The following is a 16,598-nucleotide window of genomic DNA, read 5'->3' as shown; positions in this document are numbered from 1 at the left end:
GCCGAGACGGAGCGAGCGCAGCGAGTGCAGTGCACCTGACACCTCCCCGCCCGCCCCAAGGGGCGGACGACGCTACTTCGGAATGACTCGTCCAGAGGGCCCGCCCGCACGCCTCCCTTCCCCGTACACGCAACCGAGTAGGGTCAGCCGCCATGGACCTTGAGACCTTCCGCAAGCTGGCGGTGGACCGCCGTGTCATCCCCGTCAGCCGGCGCCTCCTCGCGGACGGGGACACCCCGGTCGGCCTGTACCGCAAGCTCGCCGCCGAACGCCCCGGCACCTTCCTGCTGGAGTCCGCGGAGAACGGCCGCTCCTGGTCCCGCTACTCGTTCATCGGCGTACGGTCGGCCGCCACCCTCACCGAGCGCGACGGGCGGACGCACTGGCTGGGCACCCCGCCCGTCGGCGTCCCCGTCGACGGGGACCCGCTGGCCGCCCTGCGCGCCACGGTGGAGACCCTGCACACCCCCCGTGACCTGGCCTCCGGCATGCCGCCCTTCACCGGCGGCATGGTCGGCTACCTCGGGTACGACATCGTGCGCAGGCTGGAGAAGGTCGGCGACCACGCCCGCGACGACCTGCGCATCCCCGAGCTGACCATGCTGCTCACCTCGGACCTCGCCGTCCTCGACCACTGGGACGGCTCCGTCCTGCTGATCGCCAACGCGATCAACCACAACGACCTCGACACCGGGGTGGACGAGGCGTACGCGGACGCCGTCGCCCGGCTCGACGCGATGGCCGCCGACCTCGACCGGCCCTGCCACGCGCCGGCCGCGGCGCTGCCCGCCTCCGAGCTGCCGGAGTTCACCGCGCTGTGGGGCGGCGCCGCCTACCAGGACGCCGTCGAGGACATCAAGGAGCGCATCAGGGCGGGCGAGGCCTTCCAGGTCGTGCCTTCGCAGCGGTTCGAGACGCCCGTCACCGCGAGCGCGCTCGACGTCTACCGGGTCCTGCGGGCCACCAACCCGAGCCCGTACATGTATCTCTTCCGCTTCCCCGCCACCGAGGGCGGAGCCGCCTTCGACGTCGTCGGCTCCAGCCCCGAAGCGCTCGTCAAGGTCGAGGACGGCCATGCGATGGTCCACCCCATCGCCGGCACCCGGCCGCGCGGCGCCACCCCGCAGGAGGACCAGGCGCTCGCCGACGAACTCCTCGCCGACCCCAAGGAGCGCGCCGAGCACCTGATGCTCGTCGACCTCGGCCGCAACGACCTCGGCCGGGTCTGCGAGCCCGGCAGCGTCGAGGTCGTCGACTTCATGTCGGTCGAGCGGTACTCGCACGTCATGCACATCGTGTCCACCGTGACCGGCCGGGTCGCCACCGGCCGTACCGCCTTCGACGTGCTGACGGCCTGCTTCCCCGCGGGCACCCTCTCCGGCGCGCCCAAGCCGCGCGCCCTCCAGATCATCGACGAACTGGAACCCACCCGGCGCGGTCTCTACGGCGGCTGCGTCGGCTATCTCGACTTCGCCGGGGACTCGGACACGGCCATCGCCATCCGTACGGCGCTGCTGCGCGACGGCACCGCCTACGTCCAGGCGGGCGCGGGCGTCGTCGCCGACTCCGACCCGGTCTCCGAGGACACCGAGTGCCGCAACAAGGCGGCGGCGGTGCTCCGGGCCGTCCACACCGCGAACCGGATGGGTGGCGCCTGACCGCCGCCCGGCGCCACCCCGGGCTCCGGCGGGTTCGTGGCGGTAGGGGATAGTGGACGGCGTGAGTGCCGTACCCGTACCCCAGCCCCGTACCGCCGCAGGCCCTGCGGCCACCGACACGCGCGGCAGCCGCCGCAGTCTCGCCGCGGCCCTGCTCCTCGGCGCCCTCGGCGCCGCCGTGGTGCTGATCGCCTCCGGCCAGACCTGGGCGGAGGGCGCCGCGGCCGTCGGCGGCGGTTCGCTGCCGCTCGACGCCGACGGCCGGGACATCACCGGCGTTCCGGCGGCCCTCGCCATCGTCGGGCTCGCCGCGCTCGTCGCCGTCTTCGCCGTCCGCAGGGCCGGGCGGCTGCTGGTCTCCGCGCTGCTCGCCCTGAGCGGCGCGGGCGCGGCCCTCGCCGCGTTCCTCGGCGCCTCCGACAGCGCGGCGCTCAACGACAAGGCCGCGCAGACCACCGGCGACACCGCCGCCACGATCTCCGGGCTGAGCCACACCGCGTGGCCCTACGTGACCGCGGGGGGCGGCGCGCTGATCCTGCTCGCGGGGGTGCTCGCCCTCGTGTACGGCGGCCGCTGGCCCGCGATGTCCGGCCGGTACGAGCGGCCGGGCCAGGGAGCCGCGGCCGGTCCCGGCGGCGCCCGGGGGCGCGGCCGCGCCGCCCGCACGGCGCCCGTGGTCGACCCCGACCGGCCCGAGGACCTGTGGAAGGCCCTGGACCGCGGCGAGGACCCGACCCGCGAGAGCTGACTCACACCGGGCCACCCCGGGGACGTTCCGGCCCGCGTATGCGGGACAATATGGCGTGAGCGTACGGCTCACCCGGCGCATCCGGCGCAACAGCAACGAGGAGCAACTCATGGCGGGCAGCAGCCACGGACACACCCCGGCGGCCTGGACCGGCGTCACCATCGCCTTCATCGGCTTCTGCGTCTCGGGAGTCGGCATGGTGGCGGTCAACTTCCTCGCGTTCTACGGCGGCCTCGCCGTCGTCGTGCTCGGTGGGATCGTGGGCGTGGCGATGAGCGCCGCGGGCATGGGCATGCCCAAGGAGTCGCCGGAGCTGACCGCGGCCCGGAACGCGGCGGCGAACAAGCAGGTCAACCTGCGCTCCGAGGACATCAGGGCCCAGATCCTGGCCCGGACCGAGGCGCACACGACGCACGAGGCCGCCGCGCCGCTCACCGGCCAGGCGCAGGCCCAGACCGTCTGACCCGCACCCCGGCGAACCCCTGGCGGGCCGCCGCACCCGACGCAGTCCGGCGAGGCCGGGCTGCGTCTTTCCGTGGGACCGGCGACAATCACCGCGTGGACCACGCCCCGAACCCCCGGAACACGCCGGACGCCCCGCACCCGCCCGCCGAGCGGCCGTACCCGCCCGCGCCGCCCGCCGAGCGGCCGTACGCGTCCCCCTCCACCTCGTACGGCCCGTACCCGCCGTACGAGATGAAGCAGTCCGCGTCCCGGGCCAGGCGGCTGCTGACGCCGCTCGCCACCCTCGCCGGGATCGCCGCCGCGTTCACCTACGTCGGCCTGGTCGACCCGAACGAATCCGGCCACTACCCGCCCTGTCCGCTCTACAGCCTCACCGGTCTGTACTGCCCCGGCTGCGGCGGTCTGCGCGGCGCCCACGCCCTCGCCCACGGTGACCCGCTCACCGCGCTCGGCGACAACGCGCCGGCCTTCCTCGGCTACGGGATCTTCGCCGTCGTCTGGGTGATCTGGGTGGTGAGAGCCGGAAAGGGGCTCCCCCTGCGCATCACCCAGCGGCCCCTGTGGTGGTGGAGCCTCGGCGTGGTCCTCATGGCCTTCACTGTCGTCAGGAACCTGCCCTTCGGGGCGTGGCTCGCGCCCTGAGGGGCCCTGGGGGTGGCACGCGCGGCCGCCCGGATGCGAGCCCTTCGGCCACTTCCGGCTAGCATCGAAGGAGCGGACACGACGACATGGCCGAACAGGGCCCGATGGCGGCCCCGGCCGCCGTCGGTACGATCCGTAACTGAACCGCACCCGTCCCGGAAGGGGGCCGCTCGCGTGAGTGTGCTCGACGAGATCATCGACGGCGTACGCGCCGACCTCGCAGAGCGGCAGGCGCGCGTCGGCCTCGACGAGCTCAAGGAGCGCGCGGCCAAGGCCCCCCAGGCGAAGGACGGCGTCGCCGCACTGAGCGGCGAGGGCGTTCAGGTGATCTGCGAGGTCAAGCGCTCCAGCCCGTCCAAGGGCGCGCTCGCCGCCATCGCCGACCCCGCCGCGCTGGCGGCCGACTACGAGGCGGGCGGCGCCGCCGTCATCTCCGTACTGACCGAACAGCGCCGCTTCGGCGGTTCGCTGGCCGACCTGGAGGCCGTCCGCGCCCGGGTCGACATCCCGGTCCTGCGCAAGGACTTCATCGTCACGTCGTACCAGCTCTGGGAGGCGCGCGCGCACGGCGCCGACCTGGTGCTGCTGATCGTCGCCGCGCTCGAACAGCCGGCGCTCGTCTCGCTGATCGAGCGGGCCGAGTCCATCGGGCTCACCCCGATCGTGGAGGTCCACGACGAGGACGAGACCGAGCGGGCCGCCGACGCCGGAGCGAAGATCATCGGTGTCAACGCGCGCGACCTGAAGACCCTCAAGGTCGACCGCTCCACGTTCGAGCGGGTCGCCCCGGAGATCCCGGCCGGCATCCTGAAGATCGCCGAATCGGGTGTGCGCGGGCCGCACGACCTCATCGCGTACGCCAACGCCGGGGCCGACGCCGTACTCGTCGGCGAGTCCCTGGTCACCGGCCGTGACCCGAAGTCCGCCGTCGCGGACCTCGTCGCCGCCGGCGCGCACCCCGCGCTGCGGCACGGGAGGGACTGACCCCGCCCATGCCCACCGCCGCCCGCTCCGCAGCCGTCACGCCGGACACCCACGCGCCGCTCGCGCGCGGGTGCCGGCCGCGTGGCTGCCGCGCGCCGGCCAGGCGGGTGCACGGACGGCGGGTGCGGTACGTGATCGGGGACGAGCCCGGTCAGGTCAACGGCATGCGATGGCGCGTCTGACCGCGCCCCGGGCCTCCGCGAACCGACAGGTGCGCGGGGGCACTCGGCGCGGTCCGCGCCGGAGCCGGACGATCGCCACGAGGTGTGCGGCGACGCCCGCGCGGCGCACTACGGTGCTCTCCGTCCGTTGCTTCTGAGGAGTTCCCGCGTGTCCGAGTTCTTCATTCCCGACCCCGAAGGTCGTGTCCCGAGCGCCGAGGGGTACTTCGGTGCCTTCGGCGGGACGTTCATCCCGGAGGCGCTGGTCGCCGCCGTCGACGAGGTCGCCGTCGAGTACGACAAGGCGAAGAGCGACCCCGCCTTCGCCGCCGAGCTGGACGATCTCCTGGCCAATTACACCGGCCGGCCCAGCGCGCTGACCGAGGTCCCCCGGTTCGCCGAGCACGCGGGCGGCGGGCGGATCTTCCTCAAGCGGGAGGACCTGAACCACACCGGCTCGCACAAGATCAACAACGTGCTCGGCCAGGCCCTGCTGACGAAGCGGATGGGCAAGACCCGGGTCATCGCCGAGACCGGCGCCGGACAGCACGGCGTCGCCACCGCGACCGCGTGCGCGCTGTTCGGGCTCGAATGCACCATCTACATGGGCGAGATCGACACCCGGCGCCAGGCCCTGAATGTGGCCAGGATGCGGATGCTGGGCGCCGAGGTCGTCCCGGTGAAGTCCGGCAGCCGCACGCTGAAGGACGCCATCAACGAGGCGTTCCGCGACTGGGTCGCCAACGTCGACCGTACGCACTACCTGTTCGGTACGGTCGCGGGCCCGCACCCCTTCCCCGCCATGGTCCGCGACTTCCACCGGGTCATCGGCGTCGAGGCCCGCCGCCAGATCCTGGAGCGCGCCGGACGGCTGCCCGACGCCGCCGTGGCGTGCGTGGGCGGCGGTTCGAACGCGATCGGGCTCTTCCACGCGTTCATCCCCGACGCGGAGGTCCGCCTGGTGGGGTGCGAGCCCGCCGGACACGGCATCGCGACCGGCGAGCACGCCGCCACCCTGACGGCGGGCGAGCCCGGCATCCTGCACGGCTCGCGCTCGTACGTCCTCCAGGACGAGGAGGGCCAGATCACCGAGCCGTACTCGATCTCGGCGGGGCTCGACTACCCGGGCATCGGCCCGGAGCACGCGTACCTCAAGGACAGCGGGCGCGGCGAGTACCGGGCCGTGACCGACGACGACGCGATGCGGGCGCTGCTGCTCCTCTCGCGCACCGAGGGCATCATCCCGGCGATCGAGAGCGCCCACGCGCTGGCCGGGGCGCTGGAGCTGGGGCGTGAGCTGGGGAAGGACGGCCTGATCGTCGTCAACCTCTCCGGGCGCGGCGACAAGGACATGGACACCGCCGCCACGTACTTCGGGCTGTACGACGACGCCGCCACCGGCGAGGGCGACCGGACCGCCGACGGGACCGGCAACGGGGAGGACGCGAAGTGAGCGGGAACATCGGGCTGCTGAGCGACACGCTCGCCGCCGCCAAGGCCGAGAACCGGGCCGCGCTGATCGCCTACCTCCCGGCGGGCTTCCCCACCGTGGACGGCGGCATCGCGGCCGTGAAGGCCGTCTTCGAGGGCGGCGCCGACATCGTCGAGGTGGGGCTGCCGCACAGCGACCCGGTGCTCGACGGCCCCGTCATCCAGACCGCCGACGACATCGCGCTGCGCGGCGGCGTGAAGATCGCCGACGTGATGCGCACGGTCCGCGAGGCGTACGAGGCGACCGGCAAGCCGGTGCTCGTGATGACGTACTGGAACCCCGTCGACCGGTACGGCGTCGAGCGGTTCACCGCCGAGCTGGCCGAGGCCGGCGGCGCCGGGTGCATCCTGCCCGACCTGCCCGTCCAGGAGTCCGCCGGCTGGCGCGAGCACGCCGCGAAGCACGGTCTGGCGACCGTCTTCGTGGTGGCGCCCAGCAGCAAGGACGCCCGGCTCGCCACGATCACCGAGGCCGGCAGCGGCTTCGTCTACGCGGCGTCGCTGATGGGCGTCACCGGAACCCGGACCTCCGTGGGCCTGGAGGCCCAGAACCTGGTGACACGGACCCGAGCCACCACGGATCTGCCGGTCTGTGTCGGGCTCGGGGTCTCCAACGCCGAGCACGCCGCCGAGGTCGCCGGATTCGCCGACGGGGTGATCGTCGGCTCCGCGTTCGTCAAGCGGATGCTGGACGCGCCCGACGCGGCGGCCGGGCTGGTCGCGGTGCGCGAGCTCGCCGGTGAGCTGGCCGAGGGAGTCCGCAAGCGCTGACCGTCCGACCCCGGGAACACCGGGTGACGGGGTCACCCGTACGGGTGGAAGTGGGACCGGGGAGGTGCGCAGGCACCTCCCCGGTTCGTTTGCGGGACGTGAGCGAGAAGAACCGTGAGGCAAAGAGGAGCGCGAGAGAGCGGCTCCAGCAGGAACGCGTGGCGGACGCCGCGCGCGAGAAGCGCAGGCGCACGCTGATCATGGCGGCGGCCGTGGCCGGGGTGGTCGGCATGGTCGGTGTCGTCGGGGTGATCGCGGCGAACGTGAAGAAGAACAGAGGAGCGGAAGCGGCGGCAGCGGCGAGCGCGCCGTCCGGTGTGAGCGGCAAGGACGACCTGGCGATCCCCGTGGGGGCGACGGACGCGCCGTCCACCCTCACGGTGTACGAGGACTTCCGCTGCCCGGCCTGCGCCCAGTTCGAGAACGGCTTCCGCGGCGTGATCCACGAACTGGAGCGGTCGGGCGAGCTGAAGGTCGAGTACCACCTCACGACGATCATCGACGGCAACATGGGCGGTACGGGCTCGCTGCGCTCGGCCAACGCCGCCGCGTGCGCACAGGACGCCGGGAAGTTCCCCCCGTACCACGACCTGCTCTACGCGAACCAGCCGATGGAGACGGATGACGCCTTCGCGCAGAACAGCAAGCTGCTGGAGCTGGCGGGCAAGGTGAAAGGCCTGGAGTCGGCGTCCGGCTTCCGCCGGTGCGTGGAGAAGGGCGAGCACGACCGGTGGGTGGAGAAGGCCGCCGAGGCGTTCCGCACGGGCGGCTTCTCCGGGACGCCGACCGTGCTGCTCAACGGGGAGGCGGTCTTCCCGAAGAAGGGGGGCGAGGACATCACCCCGTCGAATCTGAGGAAGTGGGTCCAGGAGGCCAACAAGGGCAGGAAACCGGGCACGGCCACGCCCACGGCGCCCTCCTCGATCCCGGCGGGCGGCGCACAGAGGGGCCAGCGGGGCCCCGACGAGGCGCCCGCGTCCGAGCCGGCCTCCGCGGCGGCCTCCGAGTCGGCGACATCCGCGCCCGGGGCGGCGACCGAACCCCAGGCCCTGCCGGGCACGCTGCCCGCCGCCTGAGCGGAGGGAGCCGGGAGCACCGGAAGGCCCCTGATCACGGAGAAAAAACGCCGGGCGGGTTGCCGCAGCTCCCGCCCGGCACTGTACCGTCGGGTCTGATATGGACCTTGCCTACATTCCCAGCCCGTCGACCGGAGTGCTCCACCTCGGACCACTACCGCTGCGCGGCTATGCGTTCTGCATCATCATCGGTGTCTTCGTCGGCGTCTGGTACGGCGGCAAGCGGTGGGTCGCCCGGGGCGGAAAAGTCGGCACGGTCGCCGACATCGCTGTCTGGGCGGTGCCCTTCGGACTGGTCGGTGGCCGTCTCTACCACGTGATCACCGACTACCAGCTCTACTTCAGCGAGGGCGAGAACTGGGTCGACGCCTTCAAGATCTGGGAGGGCGGCCTCGGCATCTGGGGCGCGATCGCACTGGGCGCGGTCGGCGCCTGGATCGGCTGCCGCCGCCGGGGCATCCCGCTCCCGGCGTACGCGGACGCCATCGCGCCCGGGATCGTCCTCGCGCAGGCCATCGGCCGCTGGGGCAACTGGTTCAACCAGGAGCTGTACGGCAGGCCGACGGATCTGCCGTGGGCGCTGAAGATCTCGGCGGGCCCGAACCGGGAGGCCGGTCTCTACCACCCGACCTTCCTGTACGAGTCGCTGTGGTGCGTGGCCGTCGCGGTCCTGGTCGTCTGGGCCGACCGCCGCTTCAAGCTGGGCCACGGCCGGGTCTTCGCCCTGTACGTCGCGGCGTACTGCGTGGGGCGCGCCTGGATCGAGTACATGCGTGTCGACGAGGCGCACCACATCCTGGGCGTCCGGCTGAACGTCTGGACTGCGGCGCTGGTCTTCCTGCTCGCGGTCGCCTACATCGTGATCTCGTCGCGGCTGCGGCCGGGGCGTGAGGAGATCGTGGAGCCGGACCTCGACCCGCGGGCAGACGCGACGACGGACGGCGAGCCCGACTCCGGATCCGGGTCCGACTCCGGGTCGAACGGCAAGGCGGACGCCAAGAAGGCCGGTGCGAAAGCGGACCCGAAGGCTGATGCCACGGCGGACGCGAAGTCCGGCAAGGGCTAGCCGGCGGCGGTCGGCGGACAGCGGTGTACGACGGCGGCCCGGCCTGTGCCGGGCCGCCGTCGTATGTTTCACGAGGTGTCGGATGACGGTGTACGGCGGCCACGTACGGCCGGGGCCTTCCGTGGACCGACGGACGGTGTGCTCCCCGTCAGGTGACCGGCTGCGAGCCCCGGACCGCCAGGGCCAGCGTGCGCCGCGCCGCCGCCACGATCGCCGCGTCCACGAAACGCCCGTCCACCAGCGCCTGCGCGCCCGCCTCCTCGGCCGCCGCCTCGACGATCTCCTCCGCCGACGCGATCTCCTGCGGGGAGGGCCGGTAGGCGCGTTCGATCACCGGGAGCTGGCGCGGATGGATCGCCGCCCTGCCCAGCAGGCCCAGCGCCCGGCCGTGGCGGCAGGAGGCGGCCAGCCCGTCCAGGTCCCGTACGTCGGGGAAGACCGACTGGGCCGGAGGCGCCAGCCCCGCCGCGCGGGCCGCCACCACGGCCCGGCCGCGCGACCAGTCCAGGCCGCTGTCGTCCCGTACCCCCAGATCGGCGCGGAGATCCGCCTCGCCCAGCGCGATGCCACGGACCGCCGGGTGCGCGGAGGCGATGGCGTGGGCGTGCTCCACGGCGAGCGCCGATTCGAGCAGGGCGTAGAGCGGGATCCCGGGGGCGCGGGCCGCCGCGCGGTGGATGTCGGAGGCGTGGGTGACCTTCGGCAGCCGGAGCGCGGCCAGCCCCGGCAGCGCGGCGACGGCGGGGAGGTCCGTCTCGTCCGCGACCCGCACATGGACGGGGACCGGATGGGGCCCGGCCAGGAACTCGGCGGTGGCGGCCCGCGCGTACGCCCTGCGCTCCGGCGCCACCGCGTCCTCCAGGTCCACGATCACCACATCCGCGCCCGAGGACAGCGCCTTCGCCATCACCTCCGGCCGGTCCCCGGGAATATACAGCCAGGTCAGCGGGGTGGGCGCGGAGCTCACAGCGCGCCCTCCGCGCGCAGCCCCGCGATCTCGCCCGCCGACAGACCCAGCTCGGCGAGGACCGCGTCCGTGTCCGCGCCGTGCGGCCGGCCCGCCCAGCGGATCGCGCCGGGGGTCTCGGAGAGCCGGAAGAGGACGTTCTGCATCCGCAGCGGCCCCAGCTCGGGGTCCTGGACCTCGGTGACCGAGTCCAGCGCCCGGTACTGCGGATCGGCCATCACGTCGCGGATGTCGTAGACGGGCGCGATCGCCGCCTCGGCACGCTCGAACGCGGCCAGCGCCTCGTCCCGGGTGTGGCGGGCCATCCAGGAGCCGACCGCGTCGTCCAGCGTGTCCGCGTGGCCGGCGCGCCCGGTGCCCGTCGTGAACCATGGCTCGTCGACCAGCTCCGGGCGGCCGACCAGCCGCATCACCCGCTCCGCGACGGACTGCGCCGAGGTGGAGACCGCCAGCCAGGAGCCGTCGGCGGTGCGGTAGGTGTTGCGGGGTGCGTTGTTGCGGGAGCGGTTGCCGGTACGGGGCTGGACATAGCCGAGCTGGTCGTACCAGAGCGGCTGCGGCCCCAGCACGGTCAGGATGGGCTCGATGATCGCCAGATCGACCACCTGGCCCCGGCCGGTGATGTCCCGCCCGCTGAGCGCCGTCATCACCGCGTACGCCGTGGCCAGCGCGGCGATCGAGTCGGCGAGGCCGAAGGGCGGAAGCGTGGGCGGCCCGTCCGGCTCGCCCGTGGCGGCGGCGAAACCGCTCATCGCCTCGGCGAGGGTACCGAAGCCGGGGCGGTGCGCGTACGGTCCGAACTGGCCGAAGCCGGTCACCCGGGCCAGTACGAGGCGGGGGTTGGCCAGGGAGAGTTCGTCCCAGCCGAGGCCCCACTTCTCCAGGGTGCCGGGCCGGAAGTTCTCGATGATCACATCCGTTCGCGCGGCGAGGCCGAGCAGCAGCTCACGGCCGCCCCGGGTGGAGAGATCGAGTGTCATGGTCCGCTTGTTGCGGCCGAGCAGCTTCCACCAGAGGCCCACGCCGTCCTTGGCGGGGCCGTGCCCGCGCGACGGGTCGGGGCGGGTGGGGTGCTCGACCTTGATCACCTCGGCGCCGAAGTCACCGAGGAGGGTGGCGGCCAGCGGTCCCGCGAAGAGCGTCGCGAGATCGAGGACACGCACCCCGGCGAGGGGGAGGGGGCGGGCGGCGGCCTCGGTAGCGGTGGCGGTCGTGTCGTCCGTCGTGTCGTCCGTCAGGTCGGTCATCGGGCCTCGGTCTCGGTGCGGGTGGCCTCGCGGGTCAATTCCGCGAGGGTGTCGAAGCCGGTGCCGTGGAAGCCGCCGACGGAGGTCGCGAGCCGGTTCTTGAGCGGTGCCGTCCAGCGGTCGGGCAGTCTGGCCGGGTGCCCGGCCAGCAGCCCGGCGATCGAACCGGCGCTCGCGCCGTTCGAGTCGGTGTCCCAACCCCCGGACACGGCACGGCAGATGGAGCCGCTGAAGTCGCCGTCCGCATGAGTGAGCGCGGCGGCCAGCAGCGCGGCGTTCGGCACCGCGTGGACCCAGTGGTAGTGGCCGAGTTCGGTGTGCAGCACATCGGCCACGTCGTCGAACTCCCGCTGCTCCAGGGCAGTTTCGATGCCGAGACGGACGGCCTCGGCCAGCCGGGAGCGCGGTGGTACGACGTGGAGCCCGGCCCGCAGGCAGGCGTGCACATCGGCGCTGCTGGCCGCAGCCGCGATGACCGCCGCCACGAACATCGCGCCGTACACCCCGTTGGCGGTGTGGGTGAGCGTCGCGTCCCGGTGGGCCTGCGCGGCGGCGGACGCGGGGTCGCCGGGGTGGGTCCAGCCGTGGAGGTCGGCCCGGATGGCGGCCCCGATCCACTCCCGGAACGGATTGCGGTACCGGGCGGTGTCCGGCGGTTCGATCCCGGCGAGCAGATTACGGTACGCGATTCGCTCCGCGGTGAACGTACGCCCGGCGGGCAGCTCGTCCAGCCACACCCGGGCGACCTGCGCGGTGGTGAACTCCCGTCCGTGGCGCTGGAGAAGCAGCAGATTGAGCAGCGGGTAGTTGAGGTCGTCGTCCTCGGGCATCCCGTCGATGTTCTCGGCGAGCGAGGTCGGTGCGGAGCGCCGGTTCCAGGGGTAGGCGGCGGCCAGCTCGGCCGGTACACCGCGTGCGGTGAACCAGGTGCGCGGCGGCCAGTTGCCGGTGGCGCGGCCGAGGGCGCGGATACCGGCGAGGGGAAGTCTCTCCACGGGCTTGCCGAGCAGACAGCCGGCGGCCCGGCCGAGCCAGGCGGCATGCAACGCCGGCTGGGTGAGGGCGGGTTGGGCGCCGTCGTGCCGTGGTTTCTCCGGTCCGGGCGGCTCGACGGGTCCCGGCGGTTCCTCCGGCCCGGTGGGCTCCTGAGGCCTGGTGGGCTCCTGAGGCCCGGTGGGCTCCTCCGGTCCGGTGGGCCAGGACGGGCAGGCAGCCCGGATCGCGGTCAGCTCCGTCGGCTCGGCCTCGGCGCGCGGAGCGGGCAGCCCGGCCAGTTCGTCGAGCAACCGCTCGGCCAGCGAACGCAGTTGAGGCGAGGCCGGTTCCGGCGAGACGCCCGCGCGGTCCGGGGCGGGGGCGCCGCCCGCCGCGTACCAGCGCCCGGCGATCTCCGAGGCGTCGCGGCCGTCCTCCGCCGCCTGGCGCAGCTCATGGCCGACCAGGTCCTCGGGCTGCACCCAGGTGAGCCGCAGGACCGTCACCGTACCCCCTGGAATTGACGTCCCGTCAGCCGGACGAAGGCCGACTCATGGGCGCGGCGCCGCTCGGTGTCCCGCGCGAACATCTCGTACGCCACCTCCGTCAACTCCCGTGCCGGGGCGCCCAGGTCGAGGCGGCTCGCCTCGGCCACCCGGTCCGCCCACTCCGCCGGGACCGCCGCCTCGCCGCCCAGCGCCCCCGCGAGCGCGCCGCTCATCGTGGCGATCGAGTCGCAGTCCCGGCCGTAGTTGACCGAACCGAGCACCGTGCGGCGGTAGTCGCCCGCACCGATCAGCAACATGCCGAGTGCGATGGGGAGTTCCTCGATGGAGTGCAGCCGGGAGGGCCTGCGGGCGCCCAGGGAGGGTGCGCGGTAGTGCGGTCCCACCGTGTCGAAGGGGATGACGGCGTCGCGCAGGCCGCGCAGCGCCGACTCCGTACAGCGATGGCGGGAGGCGACCTCGCACACCGCCTCGATCGCGGCGCGCGTGCCGTCCTTCGCGACGCCGAGGCAGGTCTCCACCACGGTGGCGGGCGTGGCGTCCGGCGCGCAGGCGGCGGCGACGGCAGCGGCGAAGACTCCGGCAGCCTCCCGTCCGTACGAGGACTGGTGCGCGCCCGCCACATCGATCGCCTCGGCGTACGCGGCCCGCGGATGCGCGGCGTTGACCAGCCCCACCGGCGCCATGTACATCGCGGCGCCGCAGTTGACGATGTTCCCCGTGCCCGCCTCGCGCGGGTCGACATGTCCGTAGTGCACGCGCGTGACCAGCCACTTCTCGGCGAGGAAGATCCGCTGGAGGGGCAGCGCCTCGGCCTCCAGTTCGGGGATCCAGCGCGGGGTGGAGATCAGGTCGGGGACGAGGTGTTCGGCGATCGCGTACGCGTCGAGGTGGTCGCGGACCGTGGCGTACACCCGGATCAGGGCGTGGGTCATCAGGGTGTCGTCCGTGATGTGGCCGTCGCCCTTGTGGTACGGCGCGAGGGGGCGGGCGGTGCGCCAGTCCTCGTACCAGGGACCGACGATGCCGGTCACCCGGCCGCCGTGCCGCTCCACGATCTGCTCGGGGGAGTACCCCTCGACCGGGCCGCCGAGCGCGTCGCCGACGGCCGCGCCGGTCAGCGCGCCGGCGATCCGGTCCGCGAGCGTCGGTGCGGCCGTCGTGGTCGTCGTGGCGGCGGATTCGGGGGAGTCAGGTGTGAGGTGAGGTGGAGGTGTGCCCGGCGGTGGGGGAGTGCTCAGTGTCGTCATGTCGGAATTGTCCCCCCGGGGCGGTCAGTTCCGTGGCGCTGAGCCGCCCGGCGAGTTCCACCAGATCCGTCCCGGCGAGCCGGGGCAGCGCACACCCGGCGAGCGTGCGGCAGGCGTCACGCCAGGCGAGGGGCACCGCGTCCCCGCCGCCGAGCGCCCCGGTCAGCGCGCCGGCCAGCGCGGGGGCGGAGTCGGCGACCCGGGAGAGACAGGCGGCGGCCGGCACCGCGCCGCTGATCTCGCCGCGGGCGGCGAGGGTCAGGGCGAGGGCGACGGGGACGGTCTCGGCCGCGGCGATGCCGTAGCTGTAGACATGGTCGACGATCTGATGCTCCAGCAGCGGTACGAGGGCGAAGGCGCCGGCCGGTTCATGGGTGAAGTCCCGGGCCAGTTTGACGGCGTGGCGGGCGTTGCGGCCGATCTCCGTGGTGCCGGGGAGCTGGGCGAGAGCCGCGTCCACGGCGGCCTCGGGGCCCGCGCCGCCCAGCGCGGCGGCGACGGCCGCGGCCATCGCGCGGGCGCCGTGCACCCCGTCGCCGTCCTGGGTGTACCGGGCGTCGAACTCCGCGAGCGCGGCGGCGCCGGCGGGGTCGCCGGGGTGGACGGTGGCGAGGACGGCGGCGCGGACACAGGCGGCGTCGTCGAAGTAGTGCGGGTTGTCGTGGCCGGTGGCGGGCGGGCGCAGCCCGGTGGCGAGATTGCCGAGGCCCGCGCGTACGGAGATCCGGGCGCGCAGTGGTGGCACGGCCGACTCGACCTCGGGTGCGCGGGCCGCGGCGGCGGCGATCTCGCCGGCCAGGGAGTTCCAGGCCTGGTCGACGGCGACGCGGATCCTGCGGCCCGCGGTGAACCCGTCGAAGCGCCGGCCCGCGGCGGCGAGCACGCACCCGGCGGCGAAGGCGGCCCACTCGGCGTCGTCGGAGGGCCCGAGCCGGAGCGGTTCGGGCGGCTGGTTGAGGGCGATGGGGACGGGGAGGGTGGTGGTCGCGTTCTGTTCGGCGAAGGTGTCCAGCTCACGGGTGAGCCGCCGGGTCCACTCGGGCATCCGGGCCGCCCGGTGGCGCGCGGCGGGCCAGCCGGCGCCGTCCCCGGCGGCGAGCCCGAGGAGCAGGCCCTCGATCCGCCGCAACGGGTCGCGTCCGGTGGGGGAGGCGTCTGCGGGGGAGTCCCCGGTGCGGGGAACGTCGTGGTGGGGGACGCCTCCGGCCGCCCACACGAGGCGCCGCCCGGCTGTGTCCGTACGGGCCGTGTCCGTACGGGCCGTGTCCGGGTCGAGCGCCAGGCCGGAACCGTACCCCCGCGCGACGGCCCCGCCCGGGGCGCGCCCCGCCGTCCGCCGTGCGTCGTCGCGTCCCGTCGTCATGAGGCCGCCTTCTCGTCGTCGTACGAAGCGCCGAACGAAGCTTCGTGCGGATCGTCGTCATGGGAGTCGTCGTCATTCGAGTCGTCGTACGAGTCGTCGTCGTACGGGGTGAGCAGGTCCGCGATGTCCAGGACGTGGTAGCCGCGCATCGAGGGCAGACAGCTCCCTCGTACCGGGCCGATGGCCGAGGCCCACTCCGAGGGGATCGCGCGGGCCCCCGACAGGGCGCCCGCCAGCGCGCCCGCGACCGCCGCCGTGGTGTCCGCGTCGCGGCCCATGTTGACGGCCGTGAGCACCGACGTACGGAAGTCGCCGCGCGCCGCCGCGAACGCGCCGAAGGCCAGGCCGACCGCCTCGGGGGCCAGGTCGGTCCACGGGTAGCCGCCGATGACCACCGCCGAGCGGACCGCGCGCTCCCTGGTGAGGGCGTCGGGGTAGGAGCGCTGCGCGGCGACGACGCCACGGCGCAGGGTACGGGCCGTCCAGGAGTCCATGGGGACGACGGAGAGCGCGGCGGCGATCACCGAGGCGGGGCCGGCGCCCGTCATCGCGGCGGCGACCCCCGCCGCGACCGCCCGGCCGCCGTAGATGCCCTCGCCGTCGTGGCTGACCCGGCCGTCCACCGCGACCAGCCGGGCCGCCTCCTCGGGGCGGCCCGCGGCGAAGACCCCGAACGGCGCGGCCCGCATCGCGAGCCCGTCGCTCCAGGCGTGCCGGTGCTGGGCGGTGATCGGCGCGGCGAGCCCGCGCCTCAGGTTCTCCAGGGTGCCGCGCTCACTGAAACCGGCCCCGCGGAACGGGCCCTCGTCATGGTCCGCGAGCCAGTGGTGCCACGCCTTCTCGACATGGGCGACGGTCAGCGCCGAGCCGTGCCGGGCGAGCAGCAGCCCGGAGAAGACGGCGTACTCGGTGTCGTCCGTACCGGCCGGCTGCTCGGCCACGAAGCCCTCGATCCGGCCCCAGCGGCGCCGGATCTCGGAGGGTCGCATGTTCTCGGCGGGTGCGCCGAGCGCGTCGCCGACGGCCAGACCCAGCAGCGCGCCGCGCGCCCGGTCACGTACCACCGCGATCCCGGCGGCGGGGTCGCCCGCGGTCTGTTCCATGGCGTGACCCCTCACCTCGACCTCCGCACCACGGCGCCTTCTGCCATCCCTGCCACGCGGAACACCGGACGAGTCGGGTGGCACCCCGCTGTCACCCGGGTGGCATCCCCGGCGCGGGGCACCCA

General features: G+C 74.1%; 15 protein-coding genes and 1 pseudogene. 10 read left to right on the top strand and 6 right to left on the bottom strand.

From position 1 onward, the window contains the following. The first annotated feature begins 152 nt into the window (after window positions 1-152). From ACIQ7D_RS27030 to lgt, 10 genes and pseudogenes are all read left to right on the top strand, one after another. The gene (locus tag ACIQ7D_RS27030) at window positions 153-1,658 is read left to right on the top strand and encodes an anthranilate synthase component I (protein WP_403941683.1); all 1,506 of its coding nucleotides are present in this window, start codon (window positions 153-155) and stop codon (window positions 1,656-1,658) included. Between the two features lie 52 nt (window positions 1,659-1,710). Continuing rightward, entirely contained in the window at window positions 1,711-2,406 is a 696-nt protein-coding gene (locus tag ACIQ7D_RS27025; RefSeq protein ID WP_403941681.1) for a TIGR02234 family membrane protein, read from the top strand. Window positions 2,407-2,515: 109 nt separating this feature from the next. Then, window positions 2,516-2,755 (top strand): annotated as a pseudogene (locus tag ACIQ7D_RS27020) (HGxxPAAW family protein); the annotation flags it as partial. 209 nt (window positions 2,756-2,964) lie between these two features. Continuing rightward, on the top strand, window positions 2,965-3,513 hold the full coding sequence (locus ACIQ7D_RS27015) for a DUF2752 domain-containing protein (RefSeq protein WP_403941680.1): 549 nt from the start codon (window positions 2,965-2,967) through the stop codon (window positions 3,511-3,513). Between the two features lie 174 nt (window positions 3,514-3,687). Beyond that, window positions 3,688-4,497 (top strand): indole-3-glycerol phosphate synthase TrpC, encoded by an 810-nt coding sequence (gene trpC, locus ACIQ7D_RS27010; RefSeq protein WP_329826071.1) that lies wholly within the window; start codon window positions 3,688-3,690, stop codon window positions 4,495-4,497. Window positions 4,498-4,505: 8 nt separating this feature from the next. Continuing rightward, complete coding sequence (gene trpM, locus ACIQ7D_RS27005) at window positions 4,506-4,679, top strand: tryptophan biosynthesis modulator TrpM (RefSeq protein ID WP_403941678.1); 174 nt, start codon at window positions 4,506-4,508, stop codon at window positions 4,677-4,679. A 148-nt stretch (window positions 4,680-4,827) separates the two neighbouring features. After that, window positions 4,828-6,111, top strand: a complete 1,284-nt coding sequence (gene trpB / locus ACIQ7D_RS27000; RefSeq protein WP_403941676.1) for a tryptophan synthase subunit beta — start codon at window positions 4,828-4,830, stop codon at window positions 6,109-6,111. Next, complete coding sequence (gene trpA, locus ACIQ7D_RS26995) at window positions 6,108-6,920, top strand: tryptophan synthase subunit alpha (RefSeq protein WP_403941674.1); 813 nt, start codon at window positions 6,108-6,110, stop codon at window positions 6,918-6,920. Before trpB ends, trpA begins: the two co-directional genes overlap by 4 nt. Window positions 6,921-7,018: 98 nt before the next feature. Then, a complete protein-coding gene (locus ACIQ7D_RS26990) occupies window positions 7,019-7,996 on the top strand; it encodes a DsbA family protein (RefSeq protein ID WP_403941672.1) in 978 nt (325 codons plus the stop codon). 100 nt (window positions 7,997-8,096) lie between these two features. Beyond that, window positions 8,097-9,062: a prolipoprotein diacylglyceryl transferase gene (gene lgt, locus ACIQ7D_RS26985; protein ID WP_403941671.1), complete on the top strand. Its 966-nt coding sequence runs from the start codon at window positions 8,097-8,099 to the stop codon at window positions 9,060-9,062. A gap of 148 nt (window positions 9,063-9,210) precedes the next feature. Here the strand turns inward: lgt and ACIQ7D_RS26980 are convergent, their stop codons facing one another. The 6 genes from ACIQ7D_RS26980 to ACIQ7D_RS26955 are packed head-to-tail and all read right to left on the bottom strand — an operon-like array spanning window position 9,211 to window position 16,473. Then, the gene (locus tag ACIQ7D_RS26980) at window positions 9,211-10,029 is read right to left on the bottom strand and encodes an HpcH/HpaI aldolase/citrate lyase family protein (protein ID WP_403941669.1); all 819 of its coding nucleotides are present in this window, start codon (window positions 10,027-10,029) and stop codon (window positions 9,211-9,213) included. Continuing rightward, window positions 10,026-11,276, bottom strand: coding sequence for a CaiB/BaiF CoA transferase family protein (locus ACIQ7D_RS26975; protein ID WP_403941667.1), 1,251 nt, complete (start codon window positions 11,274-11,276; stop codon window positions 10,026-10,028). Before ACIQ7D_RS26975 ends, ACIQ7D_RS26980 begins: the two co-directional genes overlap by 4 nt. Further along, window positions 11,273-12,757, bottom strand: coding sequence for an ADP-ribosylglycohydrolase family protein (locus tag ACIQ7D_RS26970; protein ID WP_403941665.1), 1,485 nt, complete (start codon window positions 12,755-12,757; stop codon window positions 11,273-11,275). The genes ACIQ7D_RS26975 and ACIQ7D_RS26970 overlap by 4 nt, the downstream gene beginning before the upstream one ends. Next, window positions 12,754-14,007, bottom strand: coding sequence for an ADP-ribosylglycohydrolase family protein (locus ACIQ7D_RS26965; RefSeq protein ID WP_403941664.1), 1,254 nt, complete (start codon window positions 14,005-14,007; stop codon window positions 12,754-12,756). The genes ACIQ7D_RS26970 and ACIQ7D_RS26965 overlap by 4 nt, the downstream gene beginning before the upstream one ends. Then, window positions 13,949-15,370, bottom strand: a complete 1,422-nt coding sequence (locus ACIQ7D_RS26960) for an ADP-ribosylglycohydrolase family protein (RefSeq protein ID WP_403941662.1) — start codon at window positions 15,368-15,370, stop codon at window positions 13,949-13,951. The genes ACIQ7D_RS26965 and ACIQ7D_RS26960 overlap by 59 nt, the downstream gene beginning before the upstream one ends. Then, the gene (locus ACIQ7D_RS26955) at window positions 15,367-16,473 is read right to left on the bottom strand and encodes an ADP-ribosylglycohydrolase family protein (protein WP_403941660.1); all 1,107 of its coding nucleotides are present in this window, start codon (window positions 16,471-16,473) and stop codon (window positions 15,367-15,369) included. Before ACIQ7D_RS26955 ends, ACIQ7D_RS26960 begins: the two co-directional genes overlap by 4 nt. Between the last annotated feature and the right edge of the window lie 125 nt (window positions 16,474-16,598).

Source organism: Streptomyces sp. NPDC096310, from assembly GCF_044763125.1.
Classification (GTDB): domain Bacteria; phylum Actinomycetota; class Actinomycetes; order Streptomycetales; family Streptomycetaceae; genus Streptomyces.
Note: the sequence above shows the minus strand (reverse complement) of the source record. Positions and strands in the feature narration are given on the sequence as shown.